Source organism: Halotia branconii CENA392, from assembly GCF_029953635.1.
Classification (GTDB): domain Bacteria; phylum Cyanobacteriota; class Cyanobacteriia; order Cyanobacteriales; family Nostocaceae; genus Halotia; species Halotia branconii.
Window position 1 is genome coordinate 1,744,956 of the sequence record NZ_CP124543.1, and the last position, 23,142, is coordinate 1,768,097.

Consider the following 23,142-nt stretch of genomic DNA (forward strand, 5'->3'; position numbering starts at 1 on the left):
GCATTAAAGGATAAAAATTCAAGATTTTTTCCATGACTAAAAAACTTGTATTTATCAGTATTAGTCTAACTGTAATTTTATCAGTTTTTCTCATCCGTATCCAACCTTTAGGACATCTAGCACTTAGTCCACCAGAATGTCGAGTCAAAAAGTGGGATGTACCAGTTGCCGATCAAATAAACATCCCAAATCAATTACTTATCCAGAGATTACCAATTACTTGTTGTCAAGATGATCTATCTTGTTTAGATGAAGTTATTTATGAAGAAAAACTTTCTAAAAAAAGCTTAATTGTTGCAATTGATCGTAGTCTGCAATATTTACAAACAGATAAAGCTACTAAAGCTTATCAAAAGTATCAGGTGGCTGATATTACACGCGATCGCGTCATTAATAGTTTAAAAAGATTTCGCGAATTAATCCTAACAACTAATTCTGCCACAGAACTACATGCAGCCATAGAAAAAGAATTTGTTTTTTACCAATCAGTTGGTAAAGACCAAAAAGGTGGGGTTTTGTTCACCGCTTATTACGAACCTCTTTATTTTGCTAGCCGCTTTCCTACAAGCGAATACCGCTATCCCGTTTATCGATTACCTCCCGATTTAAAATCATGGAATCGACCTCATCCTACACGTCTGGATTTAGAAGGAGCAGACGGTTTGCAAGGTACAAAAGGTAAATTACGAGGATTAGAGTTGTTTTGGTTTCGCGATCGCCTAGAACCATATTTAGCACAAATACAAGGTTCTGCTCGATTACAATTAACTGACGGCAACCAAACCACAATCGGCTACGCTGGTGATACCGCCTATAACTACAAAAGTATTGGTCGAGAATTGGCAAATGATGGCAAATTACCCCTAGAAGGTATGACTATGCCTATTATCCTTGACTATTTTCACAAGCATCCCCAAGCATTAAATATTTATATCCCCCGCGATCCTAGTTTTGTGTTTTTTCAAGAAAACCACGGTGAGCCAGCACAAGGTTCAATTAATGTACCACTTACAGCAGAGCGTTCTATTGCTACAGATAAATCTTTGATGCCTCCTGGCGCTTTAGCGTTGATTCGAGCTGCTATTCCCTTTGCCAAGACGAATAATCAGCTAGAACATCGCATCGTTAGTCGTTATGTACTTGATCAAGATACAGGAGGCGCTATTCAAGGTGCCGGTAGGGTAGATTACTTTTTAGGTACTGGTAAATTGGCAGGCGATCGCGCTGGTGTTACAGTCAGCAATGGACAGTTATACTACTTACTGCTTCAGCCCAAAAATTAAACCGAACCTCTAGTAGTTTACCAACCCAAAATTGCCATGTAGGTCGAGCAGGGGGAGCAGGGGGAGAGAAGGAGCAGGGGGAGCAAGAATTGTTATTCAATCAGGCTTTTACCACCCCTGCCACCCCTGCCGTTCATTATGCAAAGATGACTTGGTGTACTACTAGGTTTTCATAAATCAAATAGGATTGCTATAAGTAATTACTAATGACCAATTTCCCATGCGAGTTATTTTAGGCAAAATACCTATGCTACGGCGCTTAAGTCTTACTATCACTGCGGTTATCCTGTTTAGCGGTTCCTTGACACTGGCAGAGACTAAAGATCAAGATCCTCAACAAGCTGATAAATTTCCTCCTAGCCCCTTAGAAATTACTACACCTGATCCACTGCTGCCAAATTTAACGAATAAACAGCCGTTAACTCTCCAGGAACAGCAAAGATTGGCGGTAGCGCTAGATTTATTAAATCAAGACGCGGCGGCAAAATTGCAAGCAGGAAATAAGGTAGCAGCGTTTGAAATTTGGAACCGGGAACTACGCTTGCGACGCTTTTTAGGTTCTTTGGCAGAAGTACAAGCATTGTCGCGGGTTGGTGCGATCGCCTGGAATGAAAGCGATCGCCAAGAGGTACAATATATTACTCAGCGATTGCAAGCGATTCAAAAACAGACACAATCTCAAAAAGCTGTTGATATCCCACTTTTGCGATCGCTAGGTGAAGCTTACCAAAAAGTGCGATCGCCTCAACCTGCTTTGGAGGTTTATAACCAAGTTTTAGCAGTAGAACGTCAGCAACAAGATACAGCCGCAGTAGTACAAACTCTCAAGACAATTGGAGAACTACATTTAGCTTGGTTTGATTATCCCCAAGCTGCCACTGTCTACGAGGAATTGTTAAGTTTAGATTCAGGCGATCGCTTAAATCAGCTAGCATACTTACAACAGCTAGCTTATATTTACGAACAGTCAAAGCAACCGCAGCAAAGAATAAATATATTAAATAAGCTTGCAGCAATTTACACAAATGAAAATAATCTTACTGAAATACCCGAATTAAAACTAGCGATCGGCTCAAGTTATCAATCATTAGGAAAGACAAATCCTAATTTACTGCGAGAAGCTTTCAATAATTATCAAGAAGCTTATAATACCTCATGGCAATTACAGCAGTACGCTCGTGCTGGCGAAGCTTTGCAAAAGTTAATCGCGCTATATCGTTCTCAAGGACAAACAGAAGAAGCTTTACAAACTAGCCAAATTCTTGTAGAAACACAAGAGCGAGCTGTCAATTTTTACGGGGTAATGCAAGCTTACGATCAAATTGGGCAAATATATGTAGAACGCAAAGATTATCCTCAAGCCCAAACTGCATTTAAAAAAGGATTAGAATTAGCAAAACAATTGAAGCTTGAAGAGTCATATTTTAATCAGCAAATTGAAAAGCTACCAAAATAAATACTAAGTAAGTCGGTGAAATAAAATTAAACTATGTAAATAAAAGTAAATAAGGCTTAAACTCTTTCTCTCCCTGCCCCCTGCCCCCTGCTTTTTTTAGCCTTCAAATTAATGGTTATATACCAATAAAACAGTCAAGGGTCTCTTCTGTCTCTAAATAAGATAAGTTCATCAAATCTTTACGAAATTATCTAAATAGTAGTTGTATTTCCTCATGACACAATTCTTCCGTCTGGAGATTATTTAATGAGTTTTCAACAACACTATAAAGCAATTTCACAGCTTTTTCCTTATCCATCTTTACTTTCGAGCAGTTGGACAACTTGGAAAGGAATTGGTTTGGAACACCTTCAGTTACCATTTGGGGAGACTCCTGAGTATTCTCTTAAACAATTTGTCATTACAATTAATCTTGGTCAGAGTTTTAAGGTAGAACGAACTTTGGATAGGCATCTGCAAACAGGAATAATGTTTACAGGTGCTGTGGCGCTTTGTCCAATGCATACTTCCCAAAGCATCTATTGGGATAAAGATGCTAATATTCTTTGGCTCAGTTTAGAGCATGAATTATTAACTCGTAATTCTATAGAATTATTGGACACAGATGAGTATGAAATATTACCGCACCTGATCACTCAAGATGCACTTATTTACCAAATTGGATTAGGACTGAAAGCACAACTTAAAACCAATGGCTTAGATAGTTGTATGTATGCTGAATCAGCCGCAACTTTTTTGGCTGTCCATCTTTTGCAAAACTACTCAACTCAAAAATCTTCTATACAGGAGTATGCAGGAGGTTTACCTCTGCAAAAGCTAAAACAAGTAGTTGACTATATTCATGATCATTTAGCACAAGAAATTTCTCTTAATGCGATCGCTAATTATGTTGGTATTAGCTGCTATTACTTTTGCCGATTATTCAAGCAATCTACAGGTCTTACCTTACATCAATATGTGATTCAACAACGAGTAGAACGGGCAAAGCAATTATTATTGCAAGGTGAGATGAGTATTGCCGATATTGCTTTAGCCTGTGGCTTTTCTCATCAAAGTCATCTCAATCGTCATTTCAAACGCCTAACTGGGGTTACACCGAAAACCTTAACCAATCGATAGCAAGATTAGGCAAAAACGATAAGAATGTGCAAGACATGTAAGTGTAGTTTTTGTAACCCTAAGTAATACCAATTTGTGAAGCAAATGTACAGTGACCAATTAAACGACGTTGAGACAAATTTGTGTCGTCGAGTTAAGGCTTATCCACTTTAGGCTTGCAACAAAGCCGTGTTGATATAGCTTATAAATTCTCGGTGCTACTTCTTATGCTTAATGCTCTTTGAGTGCAAACTTTACACCCTCAATGACATTAATTTGACGCAGCGACAAATAAAAAGTCACTTTGCAACTCAATTGAAACGTAAGCTGAGGAATAGAAAATGAAATTCAATCTTTTATCTATCGCAACCACTTTCTTTAGTGTATTGGCATCCAATGTTTTACTTGCATCAGGTGCATCAGCCCAGGTTACTGAAGTGTATTCTCCAGGAGCAAGTACAGGTTCAGTCACAGATATTAAGTATTACACCACTCCTTACCTTAATGCTGCACCAGGATCATATTATTATCAAACTTACACTTGTCCTTCTGGTTATGTTGTAGGAGGTGGGTTTCAGACATCTGGTAACTTAGTAGGAAACGATGGACTTACTCTGATAGCTAGTTATCCTAGTACAACTAGACAATGGACATTACGTTATAAAAATACAGATAATGAAAACCGTTTAGTACGGATGTACCTCATTTGTCTAATCTAATCTTTTTTCACTATTTTAGGGATTTCCCGAAAAATAAAATCTCCAAAAAAAGAGTGATAGTAAATAATTGTAACTAAAGTGTTATTTATTACACTCTTAAAAGCAGGTGTGGGGTATTTAGAAGAACAAAATACCCACACCCTGCCTTTTACATACTTCTTGTTAACCCTACTGTTACATCTATCGATTCAGATGCATCTATCAGTTGGTAGAGTTTGTCTTCAAACTTGGTCATACATGCCGACCAGTCAAATTCTAGAATAGATGGACGAGCATGACGAGTTAAATCTGCTTTAAGGTCGGGATTTTCTAGAATTTCAATTACCTTTTGAGCAAAATCTGTGGGGTTATTGGGTTTAGCTAAAAAGCCATTACGACCAGGAAATACTTGTTCAGAAGTCGAGGGGGCAATCACCGCCACTACAGGAGTTCCAGAAGCTAAAGCTTCGTTATTTGTGGTGCAGAAGTTTTCTGTAACAGAGGGGTTAACAAATACATCGGCTCGTGCAAACCAACCCAGTAATTCTGTACCGTGGGACTCACCCCAAATCGTCACACCGGATGCAAATTGTTGGGCGCGCCGCCGAATTTCTTCATCTAAAGGTCCACTACCAACAATGACTAAATGCACGTCAGGAATTTTGGCAGCAATTAACGGGTATGCATCTAGAAGTTGGTCAACATTTTTTTCCGCAGTCACACGTCCGACAAATAAAATAGTCGGTCGATGGTCATCGGGAATCGGGTCATAACAGATATTTTGCGGATGAAATTTATCGCAATCAATACCTTGATAAGGAACGTATTCACTGCGTTGAGATTTCAGACTTGTATATTTAGCAAGCTGTTCTTTAGAAGAAAAGAAATTAGCGTCGTAAGACTCACTAAACTGCTTGATAAAAATTGGCAAAATGGGGCGAAGAAAGCCAAACAAGTAATCTCCCAAGTAATATCGAATATAAGCAACGATATCAGTATGGAAAACAGAGATAATGGGTGTACCTGTGCGCTTACCATATTCAGCTCCCACAGGACGACCATAACCCTGGAGGAAAAGTGAGTAGAAACCTCTCATTGCAGGTGCTTCTTCTACTACCACAACATCAGGCTGAAAATCTAACAGTAATTCTGTATCATCCCAATGCCGATGGTGTAATGGTTCGGGGAGAGACTTGTAAAAAAGCAGAGGTTTTGTGGGATATGCATAGGCAGAAAAGTTGGGATATAACTTTAATTCTGCCAGTCCAGGTACACGGCGATCGCGCACTTCTTGAGGAAATTTGGCGTTAATTTCTGGATGGATGAGAAATACTTCATGTCCTTGCTGTAACAACCAGCGGACTCGTTGATGTACTGCAACTCCTACCCCTGATAAAAACGGAGCATACACTCCTGTCATAATTGCAATGCGAAGTGATTGTTTTTTCATAATTTGAGGAAATCTTTCATGAAAATGCTGGTTGGCAATTTAGGACTTACGCAGCAAATCTTTCATGAAAATCCTGATTTCTGTATCAATTATGAACTGCTGGTGATGGAAAATATACCCAGCTATTCCCAATAATACAGTTGGATTTAGGACTATCTTTGTCAAGGTTTTTCTTAGTGTCTTAGAGAAAAATTAGCTTTTTAACCACTAAGACACAAAGACACCAAGATGAAAAGTCCAAAACTAAGTAAGTTTTTTGGGACTTTACTTATCTTGACAAGGCTAGATTTAGGACTTACGCATTGACCAATGATTTCAACTCTAGATTAGCGAGTGTATGTTTCTCATCTTGATTCCAAAACTTGCAAAACATCAAACTATTTAGCCGCAATTCCCCTTTAAATATTTCTTTAAACCCTTGCTATAATCCAAATACATCTTTATAACTAAACTGTATTTTGATCGAAGCTGAGGTTCTGGCTAATCTGAACTTATTAGCCATCAAATAATATAATTACTGGATATAGTTGTAGAATGCTTAATACTGTAGTTAAGAAAACAGTAGGTTGGGTTAAGCGTAGCGCAACCCAACATGATCAAAACTTGGGCGTTGTCGATTGATGGGATGAGTTGTGTTTCGCGCATACCACTAAGGCGGAACCCGGAAAGTAGGCGCAAAGGCGTGGAAAATCAATCTTGAGTCTTGGTCAAACATCTGTGTTCATCCCGCATTTATACAACGCCAAAACTTGGGATGTAGTTCATAGTTAACGAAGTACTTATTGAGATCAAAGAGAAACTTTGCTATCAACAGGTTGATCCAACAAATCATAAGGATGGTATTCAACCAGTCGGATATTCCAGGGTCCTTGAATGCGATAGATTATGCCGCGCCATTTAACTGTAGAGATCCAAATAGACGATAGCATTGCTAAGCCATATACCCACTGTGTTAGGGGAATTGCTAGCAACATTTTCACTACCGTTGCAACTGACAATTTAGTGACTGGCTGACCTTGGGCAGAAACTACTCGTTGTACTCCTTGTTCTACCATCAGCATTAGTACAAGTAATCCTAGAGTATAAATGCTGTAGGAGGCAAGTAATAGACCAGCCGCTTCCCATTGGGCATCCCCTAACGATATTAGAAACACCAATATAGCCATAGTAGGAAACAGGATGCTAGAAACAGCTTCACTTACTAAAGCTAACCAACGGGGATGATACAACCGAGAATAAAGTACAAGGCGCTTGAGATAGTCTAGTAAGCCCAGTAAATCACATTCTTCACGATTCAACATCACTAGAGAAGGCACAAACTTGATCTGCATCTGATGTTTTTTGAGAACATTGTGCATCATCATATCTTCGCCAAAGGCTTGCCCCCATTTATCTAGTAATTCTGTTTGGTGCAGTACTTCTGTTTTTATTGCTAAAGTCCCGCCCCAAGGAACACCAAATAAATACATCTGCACAATAGTAGAGACATTACCAGCGTACCGTACTAAAGAACCCCAATAATTACCTGTTGGTACATACCAACGATTACCTGTTGTCGCCCCGACTTTGGGGTTAGTTAAAGGACTAACTAATTCACGCAACCAGTTCGGATGGACTACAGTATCGGCATCCACTAAAGCAACTACCTTGTAGGTATCATCCAAGTCTGAAATAGCTTGCACTAAGGCACTACATTTGAGACTGCAATTGTGGCGGATAATTCTCAAATGACTGATTTGGACGTTAGTGACTGCTAGTTTATTGATGGTATCGCTAGCAATTTGCCAAGCAGGATCTTCTTGGCTATCGATGATCAGTTTTAAATCGTATTGTGGGTAATTCTGCTTTAAGAGTGCTTGCAAGCAGTTGGATAGATATGGATCTGCTCCACGTAGGCAAAGAACCACTGCTGTTTTAGGTAACTGCTCATCAGGTAGTGACTTTTTGGGGCGCGATCGCAGATACAATAAAAAAGCTAATGTAATACACGCCTGAATACCCAGCCAACCCAGCAAAGACTTAGACAAAAATATCGCTAACTCTTTCATGAAATCTATAGTCTCCGGCAAATTTGGCTTTGTGTAATACCGATAACCGATATGGGGCATGGGGCATAAGAAAGAGGAATTGGGGCAGGGTGCAGGGTGCAGAGGGGAATGAAGAAGAGGAATTGGGGCAGAAGAGAAGTGCGGTCTTGGGGAGCCAGTCCGTTGGGCGGGTTTCCCGACTTGAAGGAACTGGCGTGTCTCCCCAAGTGGAGCAACTTCGGGGTGCGGGGTGCAGCACTTCGGCTACGCGGCAGTTGAGCGTAGTCGAAACTCAGCAATCGGTGAGTTAAGAAAATGCCTTGAATTTAAAGATGTGTACCTAATCTTTAATCTTTCTCCTTTCCCCCTGCTCCCTGCTGCCTTCCTTCCTCTGCCCCTCTGCCCCAATCACTGAGTGTAGTCGAAGTGCTGCTCCCCTGCTCCCTGCTCCCTGCTCCCTGCTCCCTGCTCCCCTGCTATCTTTTAGGGGTCGAGTGAGTATTTCATGAAAATGTTAACTGTTGTACTTTTAGTCATTGAAAAACTCGACTTGCTAAACTTTGGTGTTCCCGTTGTGATTGATACAGTCGGATTATTGGAAATACCAAAACCTTCTGTAGGAATACCAAAGAAATCTGTGTCAAGTTTCTTATTGCCGTTTTGGTCATCAACTACAGCCACAGCATAATTACCAGATTTCAAGCCATAGAAATCTTTTCTTACAGACGAACCTGTAATTTTAGTGCAGCCACTTTGGACTTCACTAGTATCACTCATCGGAAAGCCTTTTTCACTAGAATATACTCTCAAACAAATCTCACCTTTTTGGTGACGTATACCACCCACTAAAATAGTTAGCTTTGTGGTAGGCTCGGCATGTGCAATGCCAGTACAACTGATACTTAATAAAGTAGTCAATAGAAAACGAGAAAAATGAGCTATTTTCAGCATGATTTATTAGTTATCAACAGGTGATTTTTGTTTTGGCATTGATACTTAATACCAATTTGACAAATATGCGATGCACCTAACTTTTAGTAAAAACTTGACCTCAACTCCTTAGCATTGGCTTTCAAATTTTCAGTAGCCAATGAATCAGGGCAATCTTACAAAAGATTGATCTTAAAAAAACTAGTTTGCCCAGTTTTAAGGACATGTCCTTATTTAACTGATGCTATCTGCCAACGACGTTGCCAAAGTGTTTTAAATACTCTTAGCAAGTCTTTCATTAACAGGTACTCTGTACCTTTCAATTGTATATATAGATTGAGATGACAACGTAATCGCTCATACAAACTTAGTTCAAACAGCCATATTGTGATTGTATATTCCCATAAAACTCTCCAATGTGGTAATAAAATTTTTCCTTCATTTGCTGAGTCAAACCAGATAGAATATGCATAAAAATCAGGAAGTGTTTTTAATGATTCTGTGGGTTTTTTGTTAATAAATGACAGGTAATTATTGGAGATAAACATGCTCATTGATTGTTGTGGATGATATCTGGCAAAAAATAGATATTCAGGAATTTCGTAAAATCGACCAAGTATACCAAGCCTCAACAATAAAATTCCATCAGCAAGAGCATAACTACCCATCGGTGGTATCTTTTTCAAAGCGCTGGCACGGACTACTCCATAAGATTGATAACAAAGATTTTTAGCCAGTAATTCATGAAAACGCTCGTGTGGTTTTGGGGAATCTACCTGAAGTTGGATATCATAGTTTTGAAGAAACTTTCCATGTTCATCAATGAAATATATTTGGGAATAGCACAAGATTATGCCAGGGTCTTGGTCAAGTACTTCAATACATTTGCTAATAAACTCTGGAGCATGTAAATCATCATAAGCAGCCCATTTAAAGTACTCGCCTGAAGATAATTCAAAAACTCGATTAAAGTTACGAGCGCAACCAAGGTTTTTTTCATTACGGTAATAACGTATACGTTTGTCTTGGTTAACGTAGGCTCTACAAATCTCCTCAGTTTTGTCTGTAGAGGCATTATCTGAAATAACTAGCTCAAAATCTTCAAATGTCTGAGCTAACAGTGAATCTATGGCTTCTTTGAGAAATTTTTCACCATTGTATACAGGCAACCCAATACTCAACCGTGGCTGATTGTTACTCATAGGAAGGAAACAACTTTTGGGGAAATTTGTAGACAATTTTATCAATACTTTACTTTTGGATATCAGTTTGTTGCATCCATTCTTTTGTCAGCCTCATTCCTTCTTCCAAATCAATTTTTGGTTTATAATCCAACAGGCTTTGGGCTTTAGCAATCGAATAAGTATAAGGACGAGTCATAAAATCTACAGACTCAGGGAGGATATCGGCTTTTTGGCGAAAAAGTTTTTGTCCTTGATAGCGCAGTCGCAAAAATAACTTCATTTCATCTTTTGGTAAAGACATAGGTGCAGGTAAGTTTTCCATTGCGGCTAAACGCATGAAATACTCTTTCCAAGAGGTGTTTTGTCCATCGGTAATATTAAAAATTTCTCCGTATGTTTCTTTAGCGATCGCGAGAAAAATTCCATCGATTAAATTATCTATATAGACATGATTCATTACTCCTTTGCCTTCATTAGCATAAGCAAATAATTTTTGGCGCATCATCAAAATTGGTTTGACTATCCAAGGCATACTTCCAGGGCCGTAAACATCTCCGGCTCGAATAATAATCACACCAAAATCTGGTGGATTATTTAGAGGTAAAAGTTCTGTTTCGGCTTCAATTTTTGTCTGACAGTAAGGGTTATTATCACTAGCAAGTGGCCCAGATTCGCTAACATCATCAGGATAGTTAAAACCATAAACCATCACACTAGAGAGATGCACAAAAGTTTTGACTCCTGCATTTTTGGCAGCTTTCGCCATATTGACTGCGCCCTTAACATTAACTTCTCGAAAATGCTTCAGTGACCCACCCTCTTGGGTAACTTGCGCTGTATGTAAAACAATGTCTACTCCCTGACAAGCCTTTTGGGCAGTAGTAGGATTGGTGATATCGCCAACAATTACCTCAATACCCAAATGTTGGATTTTTTTGTGGTTGTTAGAACTTTGTAGTCCACGAACCTTCATGCCCTGCGCTATGGCTAACTCGGCTGCACGCAAGCCGATAAATTCATCAATTCCAGTGATTAGGAGGGTTTTATTTTGGAGGTTCATAGAAAATGAAGAATGAAGAGTGAACAATAAAACTTTATTCTTTAGAAAATATCAGCCGGATCTGCGGAACGTAGTTTATTGATAGCAAGTGCGCCAGAAGTCATACACATTAAAACTGCCGACACTAAGACAATTAATGCATTATTAAAAGTCATCATGATGGGTAATTTAGTGGCTTCACTGGCAAAGTCATATAAAATCACAGAAAATAGAAACCCCGGTATATAACTTAGTAATGCCAAGATTAATGCTTGTTGAAAGACCACCTTTAATAAATAGGTATTGGGATATCCAATCGCTTTGAGCGTTGCATAAGCAATAAATTGAGTGGCAATATTGCTGTAAAGAATTTGATAGACAATAACTACACCCACAGCAGAAGCCATCGTCAACATGAGGTTTAGAATAAAACCAATCGGTGTCCTTAAAGACCAATAATTTTTCTCAAAATTAATAAATTGTTGGCGAGTAAAAATTTGCACATCATTAGGTAAACTCGCTTTCAAATTTTTGAGAATGTTTTCTGGATCAACACCTGGTTCTAAGGAGATGACACCTATATCTATCTTCTCTGCGGGACGGGTGTTGGGGTTAATTCTCAGAAACGTTGAATCACTGACAATTAAATTGCCATCTACACCAAAGGAAGGCCCTAAGCTAAATAAGCCACCGACTCGCACTCTGTAACCAATTTGGGCATCAAAGGGAAATATTTCAATTGTTTGCTCGGTATCTCCTTTGTTAAAATTGGCAGCAATTGGGCCAAATTCTGGGCGAGAATCCCGGTCAAAAAGCATGACATCGGGTATTTTGAGTTTGTCTAAATTCTGCTCAACTTCAGGTATATTCATTACAGGTCTGCCCGGATCAAACCCAATCACATAGATTGAATATTTCTCTCCAGAGACAGGATTTTTTAACTTAGCAAATTGCAAATACATGGGGCTAACTGACTCTACGCCATCAAACCCCAAAGCTTGATATAATCGAGTCCGCGAAAAACTTTGACTTGATGTCAAAGATTTATATTGAGAACTGACTAAAAATAATTCACCTCTAAGACTTTGATGCACTGCTGTTGCACTAGAATAAAGAGCATCTTGAAAACCAAGTTGCACAAACATCAAAAGAACAATAAAACCAATCCCAGCTATAGCTACTAAAAAGCGAATTTTTTGCTGGGCTAGTTGTAGCCATGCCAAAGGAATTTTGAAATTCATGGATTAAATTGTTATTTGTTAGTTGTCAGTTGTTAGTTGTCAGTTGTCAGTTGTCAGTTGTTTTTTAGGCGTTGCTGAATTACGCCTACGCTGCAAAAATGCCTAAAGATCTATATGATCAAGAAACATTTATGTAAGAGGTCTATAGCTTCTCACTACTGACTACTGACTACTGACCAATGACTATAGTTGAATGGCAACATCAACCTGCAAATTCGTTAAACGAGCTACCCGTTGACTATCTGCGGAATTATCGATGGATATTTTTACCTCGACTATTCTGCGGTCTGTGTCTGATCTGGGGTTAAGACTAAAGATGTTTTGTTTGTCAACTTGCCAACCAATCTGACGCACGGTTCCATGCAGTTTTCCAGGAAATGCACTGCTAGTAATGATGGCTTTTTGACCTACACGCACTTTCTGTACATCGGTTTGATATACTTCTGCAACCACGTACATTTGAGATATCTTGCCGATTTCAGCGAATCCAGTACTGTCAATTACTTCTCCGGTTCTAGCGTGGATTTTGAGGACTTTGCCATCTATAGGAGACTTAATGTACGTTAATTCCTGGTCGGCTTTTGCTTGTTTAATAGAAGTTACAGCACTCTTAACATCGGCTTGTGCAAGTTCAACATCGACGCTACGCACTTCTTTAACACTGTTAAGTTTGGCTTGAGCTTCTTTGGTTTGGTCTTGGTAGGTGCTTTGAGTCCGGTTGAGAGCTGCTTTGGCTTCTGTTAATTGCTGTTGTGCAGTTTTCAATTGCAAAGCTTTAGTATCTGCTACAGAAGCCGCGATCGCACCTTGCCTGTATAATTGCTGATATCGATTGTTTTCAGTCTGAGCATTTTCTACTTCAGCCTGAAGACGGTTGATTGTAGCTTCTTGAGTAGCAATGTCTCCTTTATATTGAGACTCTAAACTTGCGATCGCAGCTTTTTGAGCATCAATATCTCCCGATTTTGCCCCTGATTTCACCTGTGCTAATTTCGCTTTCGCAATTTGCAGTTTATCTAAAGCTTGTTGTAAGGCAGCTGTAGAACGAGCATAATCTTCTAAATACGCTAATACTTGCCCTTTTTTTACTTGTTCTCCTTCTTGCACCATCAGTCTTTCGACTCGAACACCATTGGTCGAACTGGGAGCAGATAAAGTAGTAACTTCGCCATCAGGTTGCAAACGTCCCAAGGCTGTCACAGCAACTTTAGCAGGAGTAACTGGTATAGGTTTGGCTGGGGGAGTTTCAACTTGAGGACGGAACTTGGTTGGGGGAAAAAGAGACAAATATAAAAGTCCGGTAGCTAAAGTAATAGAAGCTGCCAAAATTATCTGCCACCGACCTAGGGGTTTTGTAAAGAACTGGCGTTCCTTATTTAGTGCCATATTTTCATTCCAATTATGCTATACCAAGGAATAGCCTTGATGGCTAAAGTGCAACTTTGAATTGACGAGTTGAAATAGAACAAGGTAAAAAGTCTGTTTAACAGTTAACAGTTATCAGTTAACTGTTATCAATTTTCAGTCGAAAGACATAGTTGGGTTTAACAGTTATCAGTTACTGTTCACTGGTTTAATTGATTTTGTATGAATTGTTGTGTGCCTTTACGTCTAACGTAAATTAATAATTTGGCGACAAAATTAATGGTGACTTCACTCCAAACTTTCTCAGTTTTACCCTAATTAGACATCGAATCAAGTAGCGTAAAATACGATATCGCTAACTAGAAAGCTCAAATCTCAAGAAGAACGAAGCGTTAATAAAAATGACTGGGAAAAATTTGGATAAACCTGCAATCAAGTATGGCAAAAGACTTTTATTTTGTCAACTAGAATTGGGTATTGGGCAAGTGGGGCATGGGGCATGGAGCTATAGATATTATTATTCTCCTCTGCTCCCCTGCTTTTCCTAGTTCCTAGGCCCTAATTCCTAGCCCCTAATTCCTAGCCCCTAGTTCCTAGCCCCTAGTTCCTAGCCCCTAGTTCCTAGCCCCTAGTTCCTAGCCCCTAGCGAGAAGCGTTACAAGTAGTTTTGATATTATTAAACAATTGCTGTAATCATAGTTGTGTACCATAAGACATTCTCATTGGTTTGTCAGCCAAATTATAATATTGAGCATATATTAGGTGTATCTTAATCGTCTTGTTAGTGTTTTGAGTGACTGCTTTGAAAAATAATAATTATGCCTAGAGTGCCTATAGATAAGATTCAAGTTGGTCTTAACCGCCGTCCAGTTAAGGGCGAAAAAGTTAAAGAGTTAAAAGAGTCAATTAAAACTAATGGTTTATTAAATCCAATTACAGTAGATCAAAAATACAATTTGATTGCCGGGCTACATCGGTTGACTGCCTGTAAGCTGTTAGGGCTTGAGGTGGTAGAGTGTAATGTTGTTAACTATCAAGATTCTGACCAATCTCGTTTAGCGGAGATTGACGAAAATTTAATTCGCAACGAGCTAGAACCGTTGGAGCGTTCGGAACTATGGTTAGAACGAGACCAAATTCTAGATCGTATGGGGCTGAGGGCGAAAGTTGGTGATAATCAGCATACCCTTAAAGGTGGTGAAATGATTTCACCACCTCCCAAGCGAACTTTAGAGTTTGCCAAAGAAGTAGGATACTCTGAGCGCACCTTTCAGCATGGAAAGCAGATTGCTAAAGGCATTCACCCAGAAGTGAAACGAATAATTAAGGGTACTACGATCGCTGACAGTCCTACAGCACTATTAAAGATAGCTAGGGCTGGTAGTAAAGAGCGTACCTTGGCAGAAGCAGCAAAAAAGTCTTTAGAGTTAGCCCAAGCCCAAGGAGACGTTCAAGAAGCCGAGCGACAAACTCAACTAATTGCTGAATTGCAGAATCAGCAAAAAGAGTTACAGACGTTAGCACATAAAAGTGCTTTGGCGCAACGAGAAGCTAAATTAGTTATCAAAAAAAGCCAAACTCAGCCAAGTGAACAAACTGCGATCGCTTTAGTTAAAGTTGACGAAGAATGGATACTCGGTAGACATTTGGTGTATTGTGGCGATACTGCAAGTCAACAATTTCGTAACTTACTACCTTCAAATGCAGCGCTGGCTATCGCTACTCTTTCTCATAACTGGGAGCATAATTACTTAATAGATGAAGCGCGGATTGTGGCTGTGCTGCGTTCTGAGGGTAACATTTATGAATTTTACAGACGTAGTCAGATGCCCTTTCAATATGAATTAATTTTGGGTAATCTTTACGTAGGCATTTTTTCTCACCAATCAATAGCTAAACCACAGACACCAATTAATATTGAAGGAGTGGAGGGTATTGTCAATTACTTGATCAATTTATACACCAGTCAAAATAATTTCGTTATTGCTCCATTTATGGGACACGGCGAAATTCTCGTTGCTTGCGAAAGGATGGGACGTATCTGTTTTATGGGAGATACTCATCCCGAATTGGTGAGTCGTGGTATTTTACGGTGGCAAAAATGGACTGGAAAGCAAGCACAGAAGATTCATTAGGTCATGGATATTGTTATTTATTATTTTCTCCTTACTTTGCTTACTTATATTTGCAAATATGAGTATTTATCTTTAATTTATGACTCATAAAATTACTTGCAAATCTGTAACTTGCTTGTCAAATATGTAATTTTCATTTCTTTAGCTCATACCTTTCTTCCTTTGCGCCTTTGCGCCTTTGCGTGTTAGCGAAGCGGGGCGTAGCCCGATAAAAAAGATGTTGTTTATAACGCACTATTTTACAAATTAAGATTTGCTTTATAAATAACTACTTGTTTCTTGTGAGCATTTTATATTTAAAATTCATCAAATAGGATTGTTTAATTATGATGTTCTGCTGAGAAACCACTACTGATAGTTAATAACTCTAATATGTGTATTTATTTAATTGCTATGTTCTTAACAATATATTTGTCATGCTTGATAAATCAAAGAATAATTGACTTCACAGTCCTAGTTAAATATCGAGTTGATTACTGGTTTAGAGTCATGAATTATACTTGTACTTGATATTTTATTAACGCTTTTCATTAGCAAGTAGTCAGTTTTTTTCTAAAATTACTTTAAATAAATGATTTAGTTTCTATGAAGTATGCTAATCTTTTTATTAATTCAAACGTTTTAAAGCGGCAAGGAAAATTAGTTATTTGATTGAGCATAAAAACGCAAAAACTAACCAAAACCGCCTTGACATCACCTTACAAATGATTGAGTATTTGTTCACAAACATGAACTAATTACAAGTAAAAATGATGTCTTTTCTGTAACGAACTTGTCAACTCTTCTTGGTCAAATTCCATAAAATACATTATCCTGGACGTTGAAACTAGCTATGGCATTTATCAAGATACAGAACGTTGTCATTAACACCAGCTACGTTGCTGCGGTTCGGCTAGATAATCAAACTAGTTTGGGAGAAAAAAGCGTTTCTGTCTTAATAGCTACTCCTAAGTTTCCATTGTTCCAGCAGGATACAATTACTCCAGAAGTTTATCATTACGAATGGACTGAATTTACTGGTCAAGCAGCTAACGCGCTCCAAGACTATTTTACCAGTTTTAACAACGTCATCGACTTGCTGCCACAATATGAAAAAGCAGGGGAGCAGCACTTCGGCTACGCTCAGTGACCAGGGGCAGGGAGCAGGAGATTTTTCACCCATAAGCAATGAGGTTTGTACCTTCTTCTTCCTAGCTTGTGGCAACGCTGACACGAATGCTTTCTGCTTTTTTTATTATCAAGAGTCGAGCGCTGTTTGAAGGATCAAGGATGAAGTGTGAAGTATTAATTTTTATCCTTCTGCTTTGATTATTACTCTGGGATTGTATCTATTTGTTATCGTCTTTTTTGATCCTTTAGCATTAAGCCTTACCTGTGGCGCGCCCGCACCGAAGCGATCGCAGATAAGATAACTAGCTGCTTACAACAAGAGATAGTTCATTTTTAGTAAGCAACAGCAATAACTGTAGCTTCACTATCCACAGTACTCAAGAATAGTCTATGTCCTATGTCTGCTTATTCAATTGATACTGCTTTGGCGGAATTAGAAGCTCAGATCAACAGTTGTGAAAAAGATTTGATTAGGTTTATCGAGGGAAAAAAAATGAAGGTGGAAAAACCAGTGTCAGTCAACAAAATTAACAAACAACTACAACAAAATCCTATAGCGATTGTGGGTATGGCTTCGCTGTTTCCCCAAGCAAGAAACTTACGGGAATACTGGCAAAATATTGTTAACAAACTCGATTGTATTACCGATGTACCTGACACACATTGGAGCGTAGCAGATTACTACGATCCAAATCCCAGAACACCAGAAGATAAAACCTATTGTAAAAGAGGCGGGTTCATTCCAGAGGTGGACTTTAACCCAATGGAGTTTGGTATTCCTCCCAGCATTTTAGAAGTTACAGATGTATCGCAACTATTAAGTTTAGTAGTAGCGAAAGAAGCAATGGAAGATGCTGGCTATGGTGAATCGCGTGAATTTAGCCGCGAGACTACAGGGGTAGTTTTAGGCGTGGCTATGGCCAAGCAATTGGGAATGCCACTTTCAGCTCGTTTAGAATATCCGATTTGGGAAAAAGTCCTCAAAAGCAGTGGCTTATCCGCAGAGGATACCCAAAAAATTATTGAGAAAATCAAAAGCGCCTACGTCAAGTGGGATGAAAACGCTTTTCCGGGGATGTTGGCTAACGTCGTAGCTGGTAGAATTGCCAACCGCTTAAATTTTGGCGGGATGAACTGTGTAGTTGATGCTGCTTGTGCGAGTTCCTTCGGCGCTTTAAAAATGGCGATTAGCGAATTGATAGAACATCGCTCCGATATGATGCTAACTGGTGGTGTAGATACTGACAATACCATCATGGCTTATATCTCTTTCAGTAAAACCCCAGCAGTTTCTCCTAGCGAAAGCGTCAAACCCTTCGATGCTAAGTCTGATGGGATGATGCTAGGTGAAGGTATCGGCATGATTGTGTTGAAGCGTCTAGAAGATGCAGAACGCGACCAAGATAAAATCTACGCCGTCATCAAAGGTATCGGTATTTCTAGCGATGGACGCTACAAGAGCATTTATGCTCCCCGCAAAGAAGGTCAAGTCAAAGCCTTAGAACGTGCTTATGATGATGCCGGTTTTTCTCCCGCCACCGTTGGTTTAATGGAAGCACACGGTACAGGTACGATGGCTGGCGACCCCACCGAATTTGGATCTTTAAAAGATTTCTTTGGTGAACACGACCCCAAAAAACAACACATCGCTTTGGGTAGCGTCAAATCGCAAATTGGCCATACAAAAGCGGCTGCGGGTGCAGCAAGTCTGATTAAAACCGCTTTGGCACTGCATCACAAAATCTTACCAGCCACAATTAATATTACCGAGCCAAACCCCAAACTTAATATTAAAAACTCGGCATTTTATTTGAATACCGAAACCAGACCTTGGATTAAGGCAGAAGGCGATACACCAAGACGTGCTGGTGTAAGTTCTTTTGGCTTCGGCGGTACTAACTATCACGTCATTTTAGAAGAACACGAAACCGAACAAAACCGTCCTTACCGCTTACATAACAGCCTCCGCGAGGTGCTGTTATTTGCTCCTAATGCTGCCCAGCTATTGAGCAAATGCGAAGAAAGTTTAGGTAAGTTGCAATCAGAAAATGGAGATAGGCATTACGCAGAATTAATCCAAGAGTGCCAATCAATAGAAATTCCCTTAGTAGCAGCCAGAGTAGGATTTGTCGCCGAAAGTCTGCAAGAAGCCTGTAAACTGATGCAAGTTAGTATTGACTGGCTCAAACAAAAAGGTGTAGCAGTATCTTGGGAGCATCCCCAAGGAATTTATTATCGCTCCTCTGGTATAGAATTGGGCGGTAAAGTTGTAGCTTTATTCTCTGGGCAAGGTTCGCAATACTTGGAGATGGGGCGGGAATTGGTGATGAACTTTCCCCTGATGCGCCGCCTACATGGCTACATGGATAGCTTGTTAATCAAAGATAACTTACGGCCACTCTCAGAAATTGTTTTTCCCAATCCTGTGTTTGATGAGGCAGAAAAAAATGCCCAAATTGCTGCTCTGCAACGCACCGAATATGCTCAACCTGCCATTGGCATATTGAGCGCCGGACTTTATTCGATATTGCAACAAGCTGGATTCAAATCAGACTTTGTCGCTGGACACAGCTTTGGTGAACTTACAGCATTATGGGCTGCGGGTGTTTTGAATGACCAAGATTATTTATTCTTGGTAAAAGCCAGAGGTCAAGCAATGGCAGCCCCAAAAGACCCCGACCACGATGCGGGTAGTATGTTGGCTGTCAAAGAAGATATCAGCAAAATAGAAGCAGTCCTGCGGCATTATCCCCAAGTTAAAATCGCTAACTTCAATTCTCCCGTGCAGTTCGTCTTGGCAGGGCCAACCGCAGAAATTGCCAAAGTTCGTCAAACTCTGCACGATCAAGGATGCGCGGCTGTATTATTACCCGTCTCCGCCGCTTTCCACACACCGCTGATTGCCTTTGCTCAGAAATCCTTTGCGATCGCAACTAAATCAGTTAAGTTTAATAATCCTCAAATTCCAGTTTTCAGCAACGTTACTGGTAAGCCGTATCCCCAAGAACCCCAAGGGATGCAAAAAATCCTCGAAACTCACCTATCTAACTCGGTGTTGTTTAAACAGGAAATTGAAAACATTTATGCGGCTGGCGGTACTTGCTTCGTCGAATTTGGCCCCCGGAAAATTCTTACCAACTTAGTCAAAGATATCCTGAGCGATCGCCCCCATATTACCGTAGCCTTGAACCCCAGCCCCCAAAAGAACAGCGATCGCTCCCTCAAAGAAGCAGTGGTGCAGTTGCGTGTATTGGGTTTAGATTTGAAAAATCTCGATCCTTATCAAGCTCAACCCGCACTTCCTCCAACCGAGAAAAAGAAAGCGTTGAATGTACGCTTAAACGGCATCAACTATCGCTCCGAAAAAAGCAAAAATGCCTTTGCGGAAGCTTTGCAAAACGGGCATCAAGTTAGTTTACCTGCGGCGAATGTTCCAGCACCATCTAACCCTGAATTTTCTGAAACTGCTGCTCCTACTCAGTCGAGCAAAGAAAGTAATGGTTATAGGCGTGCTACTCCTACACCCATAGTTACCGAACTTTCTGCTAACGCCACCAACTCCTCCGCACCTAGTATTACCACTCTACAAAAGCCTGATATGAATCCTGCGACCCTTTCCCATCAACTAGCCCAGGAGTCAAAGATGCAAACAACACCAGAAAAACCTGTAAATTACCAGCGGATGCTAGAAAGTCTAGAATATCTGCTGACACAGTTTCAGCAAAACCAAGCTGATAATTTACAAGTTCACGGGACTTACCTCAACCATCAGATGGAATACACTAAAACGTTTTTCCAACTGATGCAGCAGCAGCATTCTTTGTTAGCTAACGCTAAATCTTCGGTAGAAACAACGGCGCAACTGAAGCTAGTTGTGAAGGAAAGTGTAGAACGTAGCATGATGCAGTTTCACGCCCAACAAGGTGAAACCCTACGTATTCATGAAAAATATCTTTTGGAACAAGTAGAATACGCCAAAAACTTCTTCCAACTAATTCAACAAGAATATGCTCAGATCCTCTTTGGTGAAGTAACTACTCAACCAGCCGAGACAACAAGCAATCGCCAACAGTTCGTAAATTTCACTGATACACCAGTCACCAACAATGGTTCAAAGGTAGCTGACGAACCTGTAAGTTGGGAAATTCAACCCCAGCCTGTAACTCCCACCCCCGCAACTTGGGAAATTCAGCCAGAGCCTGTAATTGCCGCACCTCCTGTACCAGTTGTAGAAACTCAACCAGAGCCTGTAGTTGCAGCACCAGTTATAGAAACTCAGCCTGAACCTATTGTTTCCTCAGTTCCAGAGACAGTCGCATCCGCACCTGTATCTACGGTTGATATCACTAACTTAAGTGCAAATTTATTAGCCATCACCAGCGATAAAACTGGCTACCCAGTAGAGATGCTGGAAGTAGACATGGACATGGAAGCAGACTTAGGAATTGACTCAATTAAACGAGTGGAAATCCTGGGAGCGCTACAGGAAATGTATCCTGATTTACCTCAGCCCAACCTAGAAGAATTGTCTGAAAAGCGCACCATCGGTCAAGTTGTCGAATATCTGCAATCCACTATTAGTAACAGCGGCTCTGTAAAAGTAGCAGTTTCTCCAACACCTGAAGTAGTTGAAGCATCTATCCCATCTTTAATTTCTACCCCCCCTACGGAAACACTGCCTCAATCTCCAGTCATCATAGAACCAGAAACCATAGATACTAGTGAGTATGCAGACTTAGGTCAAACTCTTTTAGCCATCACCAGTGATAAGACAGGCTACCCAGTAGAAATGCTGGAACTGGAAATGGATATGGAAGCAGACTTAGGAATTGATTCCATCAAGCGGGTGGAAATCTTAGGGGCAATGCAAGAAATGTACCCCAACTTACCCCAACCTAACATCGAAGAACTAGGAGAACTCCGCACCATCGGTCAAATTGTTGATTATCTCCAGAAGTTAGCTGGAGGCGAAAAAAAAAACTCTCAGCCTAAGCTTGACTACCAGCCAGTCCAGATAATCGATAACGTTAGCCGTCGTCCAGCCAAACTGAAATTTCTACCTCCACCAGATAGCTTAGATTTCACGTTACCAGAGGGACACATCGGTTTAATCACTGATGATGGTTCCCTCACCACCTCTAAAGTAGCTCAATCTTTAATTGATCGCGGCTGGAAGGTAGTAGTTTTAAGTTTCCCCCAATCCCTTGTGCCTCAGCAATCGCCATTACCCGCCGGAGTAGAACGCGTAGTATTAGCCGATATGAGTGAAGAACTACTACAACACAAATTAGGTGCGATCGCTACTAATATTGGCACGATTGGCGCATTCATCCATATCCATCCTGTATTTGCAACGAGTCACACCAAAGGAATTTCTTATCTAGAACCAGAAAAAGCGATCGTTAAACACGTCTTCTTCATGGCCAAGCATTTGAAAAAATCCCTCAATGAAGCAGTCCGTTACCAACGTAGTTGTTTCTTAAGTGTGACTCGTTTGGATGGAGCCTTTGGATTAGAGCATAACAGTAACTTCGGGGCGATCGCGGGTGGTTTATTTGGATTAGTCAAGACCCTGAGATGGGAATGGCCAAAAGTCTTTTCTCGCGCGATCGACTTGAGTCCTACCTTAGATACTCAACAGTCAGCACAGCATATCATCGCCGAGCTACACGACCCGAATCTGTATATTTCCGAAGTTGCTTACGGTTCACAAGGACGCGTTACCTTAACTGCTTCCTTCGATAAATAAACGGGACTCACGCAAAAACTCTATGAAACTTTTCTTCCTTTGTGTTCTTTGCGTCCTTGGCGGTTCGTTTCCATTCAAATCTGAGTACGTAACAGAAGAACGAAATAGTCCTGAGAAATAAAAGTCTCTGCGTCTCGCAGAGAATTTAAGAGAGTTTTAGAGAGTTATTGCGTAAGTCTTAAAAAGGGAACTCCTGCATCTAAACATCCTACTCTGCACCTTCACTACAAAAGAGTATGCAACCAAATTTACCGGAGTTCCCTCCTTTACCAGATCTTCCTACTGCACCTAAACCTAAGCCTAAACCTGCCACTGTACCGGAACTTCCTCCACTACCGGAACTTCCCCCTTTACCCGATCTTTCACCATCAAATTAA

General features: G+C 40.2%; 16 protein-coding genes. 9 read left to right on the forward strand and 7 right to left on the reverse strand.

The genetic code is table 11. From position 1 onward, the window contains the following. Positions 1 to 32 precede the first annotated feature (32 nt). From mltA to QI031_RS07790, 4 genes are all read left to right on the forward strand, one after another. A complete protein-coding gene (mltA, locus tag QI031_RS07775) occupies positions 33 to 1,283 on the forward strand; it encodes a murein transglycosylase A (RefSeq protein WP_281484613.1) in 1,251 nt (416 codons plus the stop codon). 247 nt (positions 1,284 to 1,530) lie between these two features. Then, positions 1,531 to 2,739, forward strand: coding sequence for a tetratricopeptide repeat protein (locus tag QI031_RS07780; RefSeq protein WP_281485957.1), 1,209 nt, complete (start codon positions 1,531 to 1,533; stop codon positions 2,737 to 2,739). A gap of 246 nt (positions 2,740 to 2,985) precedes the next feature. Beyond that, positions 2,986 to 3,858 carry a helix-turn-helix domain-containing protein gene (locus tag QI031_RS07785; protein ID WP_281484614.1) on the forward strand — a complete coding sequence of 291 codons (873 nt, stop codon included), beginning with the start codon at positions 2,986 to 2,988 and terminating at the stop codon, positions 3,856 to 3,858. 320 nt (positions 3,859 to 4,178) lie between these two features. Next, a complete protein-coding gene (locus QI031_RS07790; RefSeq protein WP_281484615.1) occupies positions 4,179 to 4,556 on the forward strand; it encodes a hypothetical protein in 378 nt (125 codons plus the stop codon). A 148-nt stretch (positions 4,557 to 4,704) separates the two neighbouring features. On the opposite strand, the gene QI031_RS07795 is transcribed toward QI031_RS07790, so the two are convergent. Then, positions 4,705 to 5,985, reverse strand: a complete 1,281-nt coding sequence (locus QI031_RS07795) for a glycosyltransferase (protein ID WP_281484616.1) — start codon at positions 5,983 to 5,985, stop codon at positions 4,705 to 4,707. A 788-nt stretch (positions 5,986 to 6,773) separates the two neighbouring features. Further along, entirely contained in the window at positions 6,774 to 8,033 is a 1,260-nt protein-coding gene (locus QI031_RS07800; protein ID WP_281484617.1) for a glycosyltransferase family 2 protein, read from the reverse strand. Between the two features lie 108 nt (positions 8,034 to 8,141). Between QI031_RS07800 and QI031_RS07805 the strand changes: the two genes are divergently transcribed. Continuing rightward, positions 8,142 to 8,291, forward strand: a complete 150-nt coding sequence (locus QI031_RS07805; protein WP_281484618.1) for a hypothetical protein — start codon at positions 8,142 to 8,144, stop codon at positions 8,289 to 8,291. Positions 8,292 to 8,495: 204 nt separating this feature from the next. Here the strand turns inward: QI031_RS07805 and QI031_RS07810 are convergent, their stop codons facing one another. The 5 genes from QI031_RS07810 to QI031_RS07830 form a co-directional block, all read right to left on the reverse strand. Next, positions 8,496 to 8,963, reverse strand: coding sequence for a DUF2141 domain-containing protein (locus tag QI031_RS07810; RefSeq protein WP_281484619.1), 468 nt, complete (start codon positions 8,961 to 8,963; stop codon positions 8,496 to 8,498). A gap of 209 nt (positions 8,964 to 9,172) precedes the next feature. After that, positions 9,173 to 10,144, reverse strand: a complete 972-nt coding sequence (locus QI031_RS07815; RefSeq protein WP_281484620.1) for a glycosyltransferase family 2 protein — start codon at positions 10,142 to 10,144, stop codon at positions 9,173 to 9,175. A 49-nt stretch (positions 10,145 to 10,193) separates the two neighbouring features. After that, positions 10,194 to 11,186 carry an NAD-dependent epimerase/dehydratase family protein gene (locus tag QI031_RS07820; RefSeq protein WP_281484621.1) on the reverse strand — a complete coding sequence of 331 codons (993 nt, stop codon included), beginning with the start codon at positions 11,184 to 11,186 and terminating at the stop codon, positions 10,194 to 10,196. A gap of 41 nt (positions 11,187 to 11,227) precedes the next feature. Beyond that, entirely contained in the window at positions 11,228 to 12,406 is a 1,179-nt protein-coding gene (gene devC / locus QI031_RS07825; RefSeq protein WP_281484622.1) for an ABC transporter permease DevC, read from the reverse strand. Positions 12,407 to 12,589: 183 nt separating this feature from the next. Continuing rightward, on the reverse strand, positions 12,590 to 13,792 hold the full coding sequence (locus QI031_RS07830; RefSeq protein ID WP_281484623.1) for an ABC exporter membrane fusion protein: 1,203 nt from the start codon (positions 13,790 to 13,792) through the stop codon (positions 12,590 to 12,592). A 797-nt stretch (positions 13,793 to 14,589) separates the two neighbouring features. Here QI031_RS07830 and QI031_RS07835 point away from each other — a divergent pair. The 4 genes from QI031_RS07835 (at position 14,590) to QI031_RS07850 (ending at position 23,142) form a co-directional block, all read left to right on the forward strand. Further along, the gene (locus QI031_RS07835; RefSeq protein ID WP_281484624.1) at positions 14,590 to 15,906 is read left to right on the forward strand and encodes a ParB/RepB/Spo0J family partition protein; all 1,317 of its coding nucleotides are present in this window, start codon (positions 14,590 to 14,592) and stop codon (positions 15,904 to 15,906) included. Positions 15,907 to 16,738: 832 nt separating this feature from the next. Next, positions 16,739 to 17,035, forward strand: a complete 297-nt coding sequence (locus QI031_RS07840) for a hypothetical protein (RefSeq protein ID WP_281484625.1) — start codon at positions 16,739 to 16,741, stop codon at positions 17,033 to 17,035. A gap of 378 nt (positions 17,036 to 17,413) precedes the next feature. After that, positions 17,414 to 22,765 (forward strand): type I polyketide synthase, encoded by a 5,352-nt coding sequence (locus QI031_RS07845; RefSeq protein ID WP_281484626.1) that lies wholly within the window; start codon positions 17,414 to 17,416, stop codon positions 22,763 to 22,765. Positions 22,766 to 23,001: 236 nt separating this feature from the next. After that, positions 23,002 to 23,142: a hypothetical protein gene (locus QI031_RS07850; protein ID WP_281484627.1), complete on the forward strand. Its 141-nt coding sequence runs from the start codon at positions 23,002 to 23,004 to the stop codon at positions 23,140 to 23,142.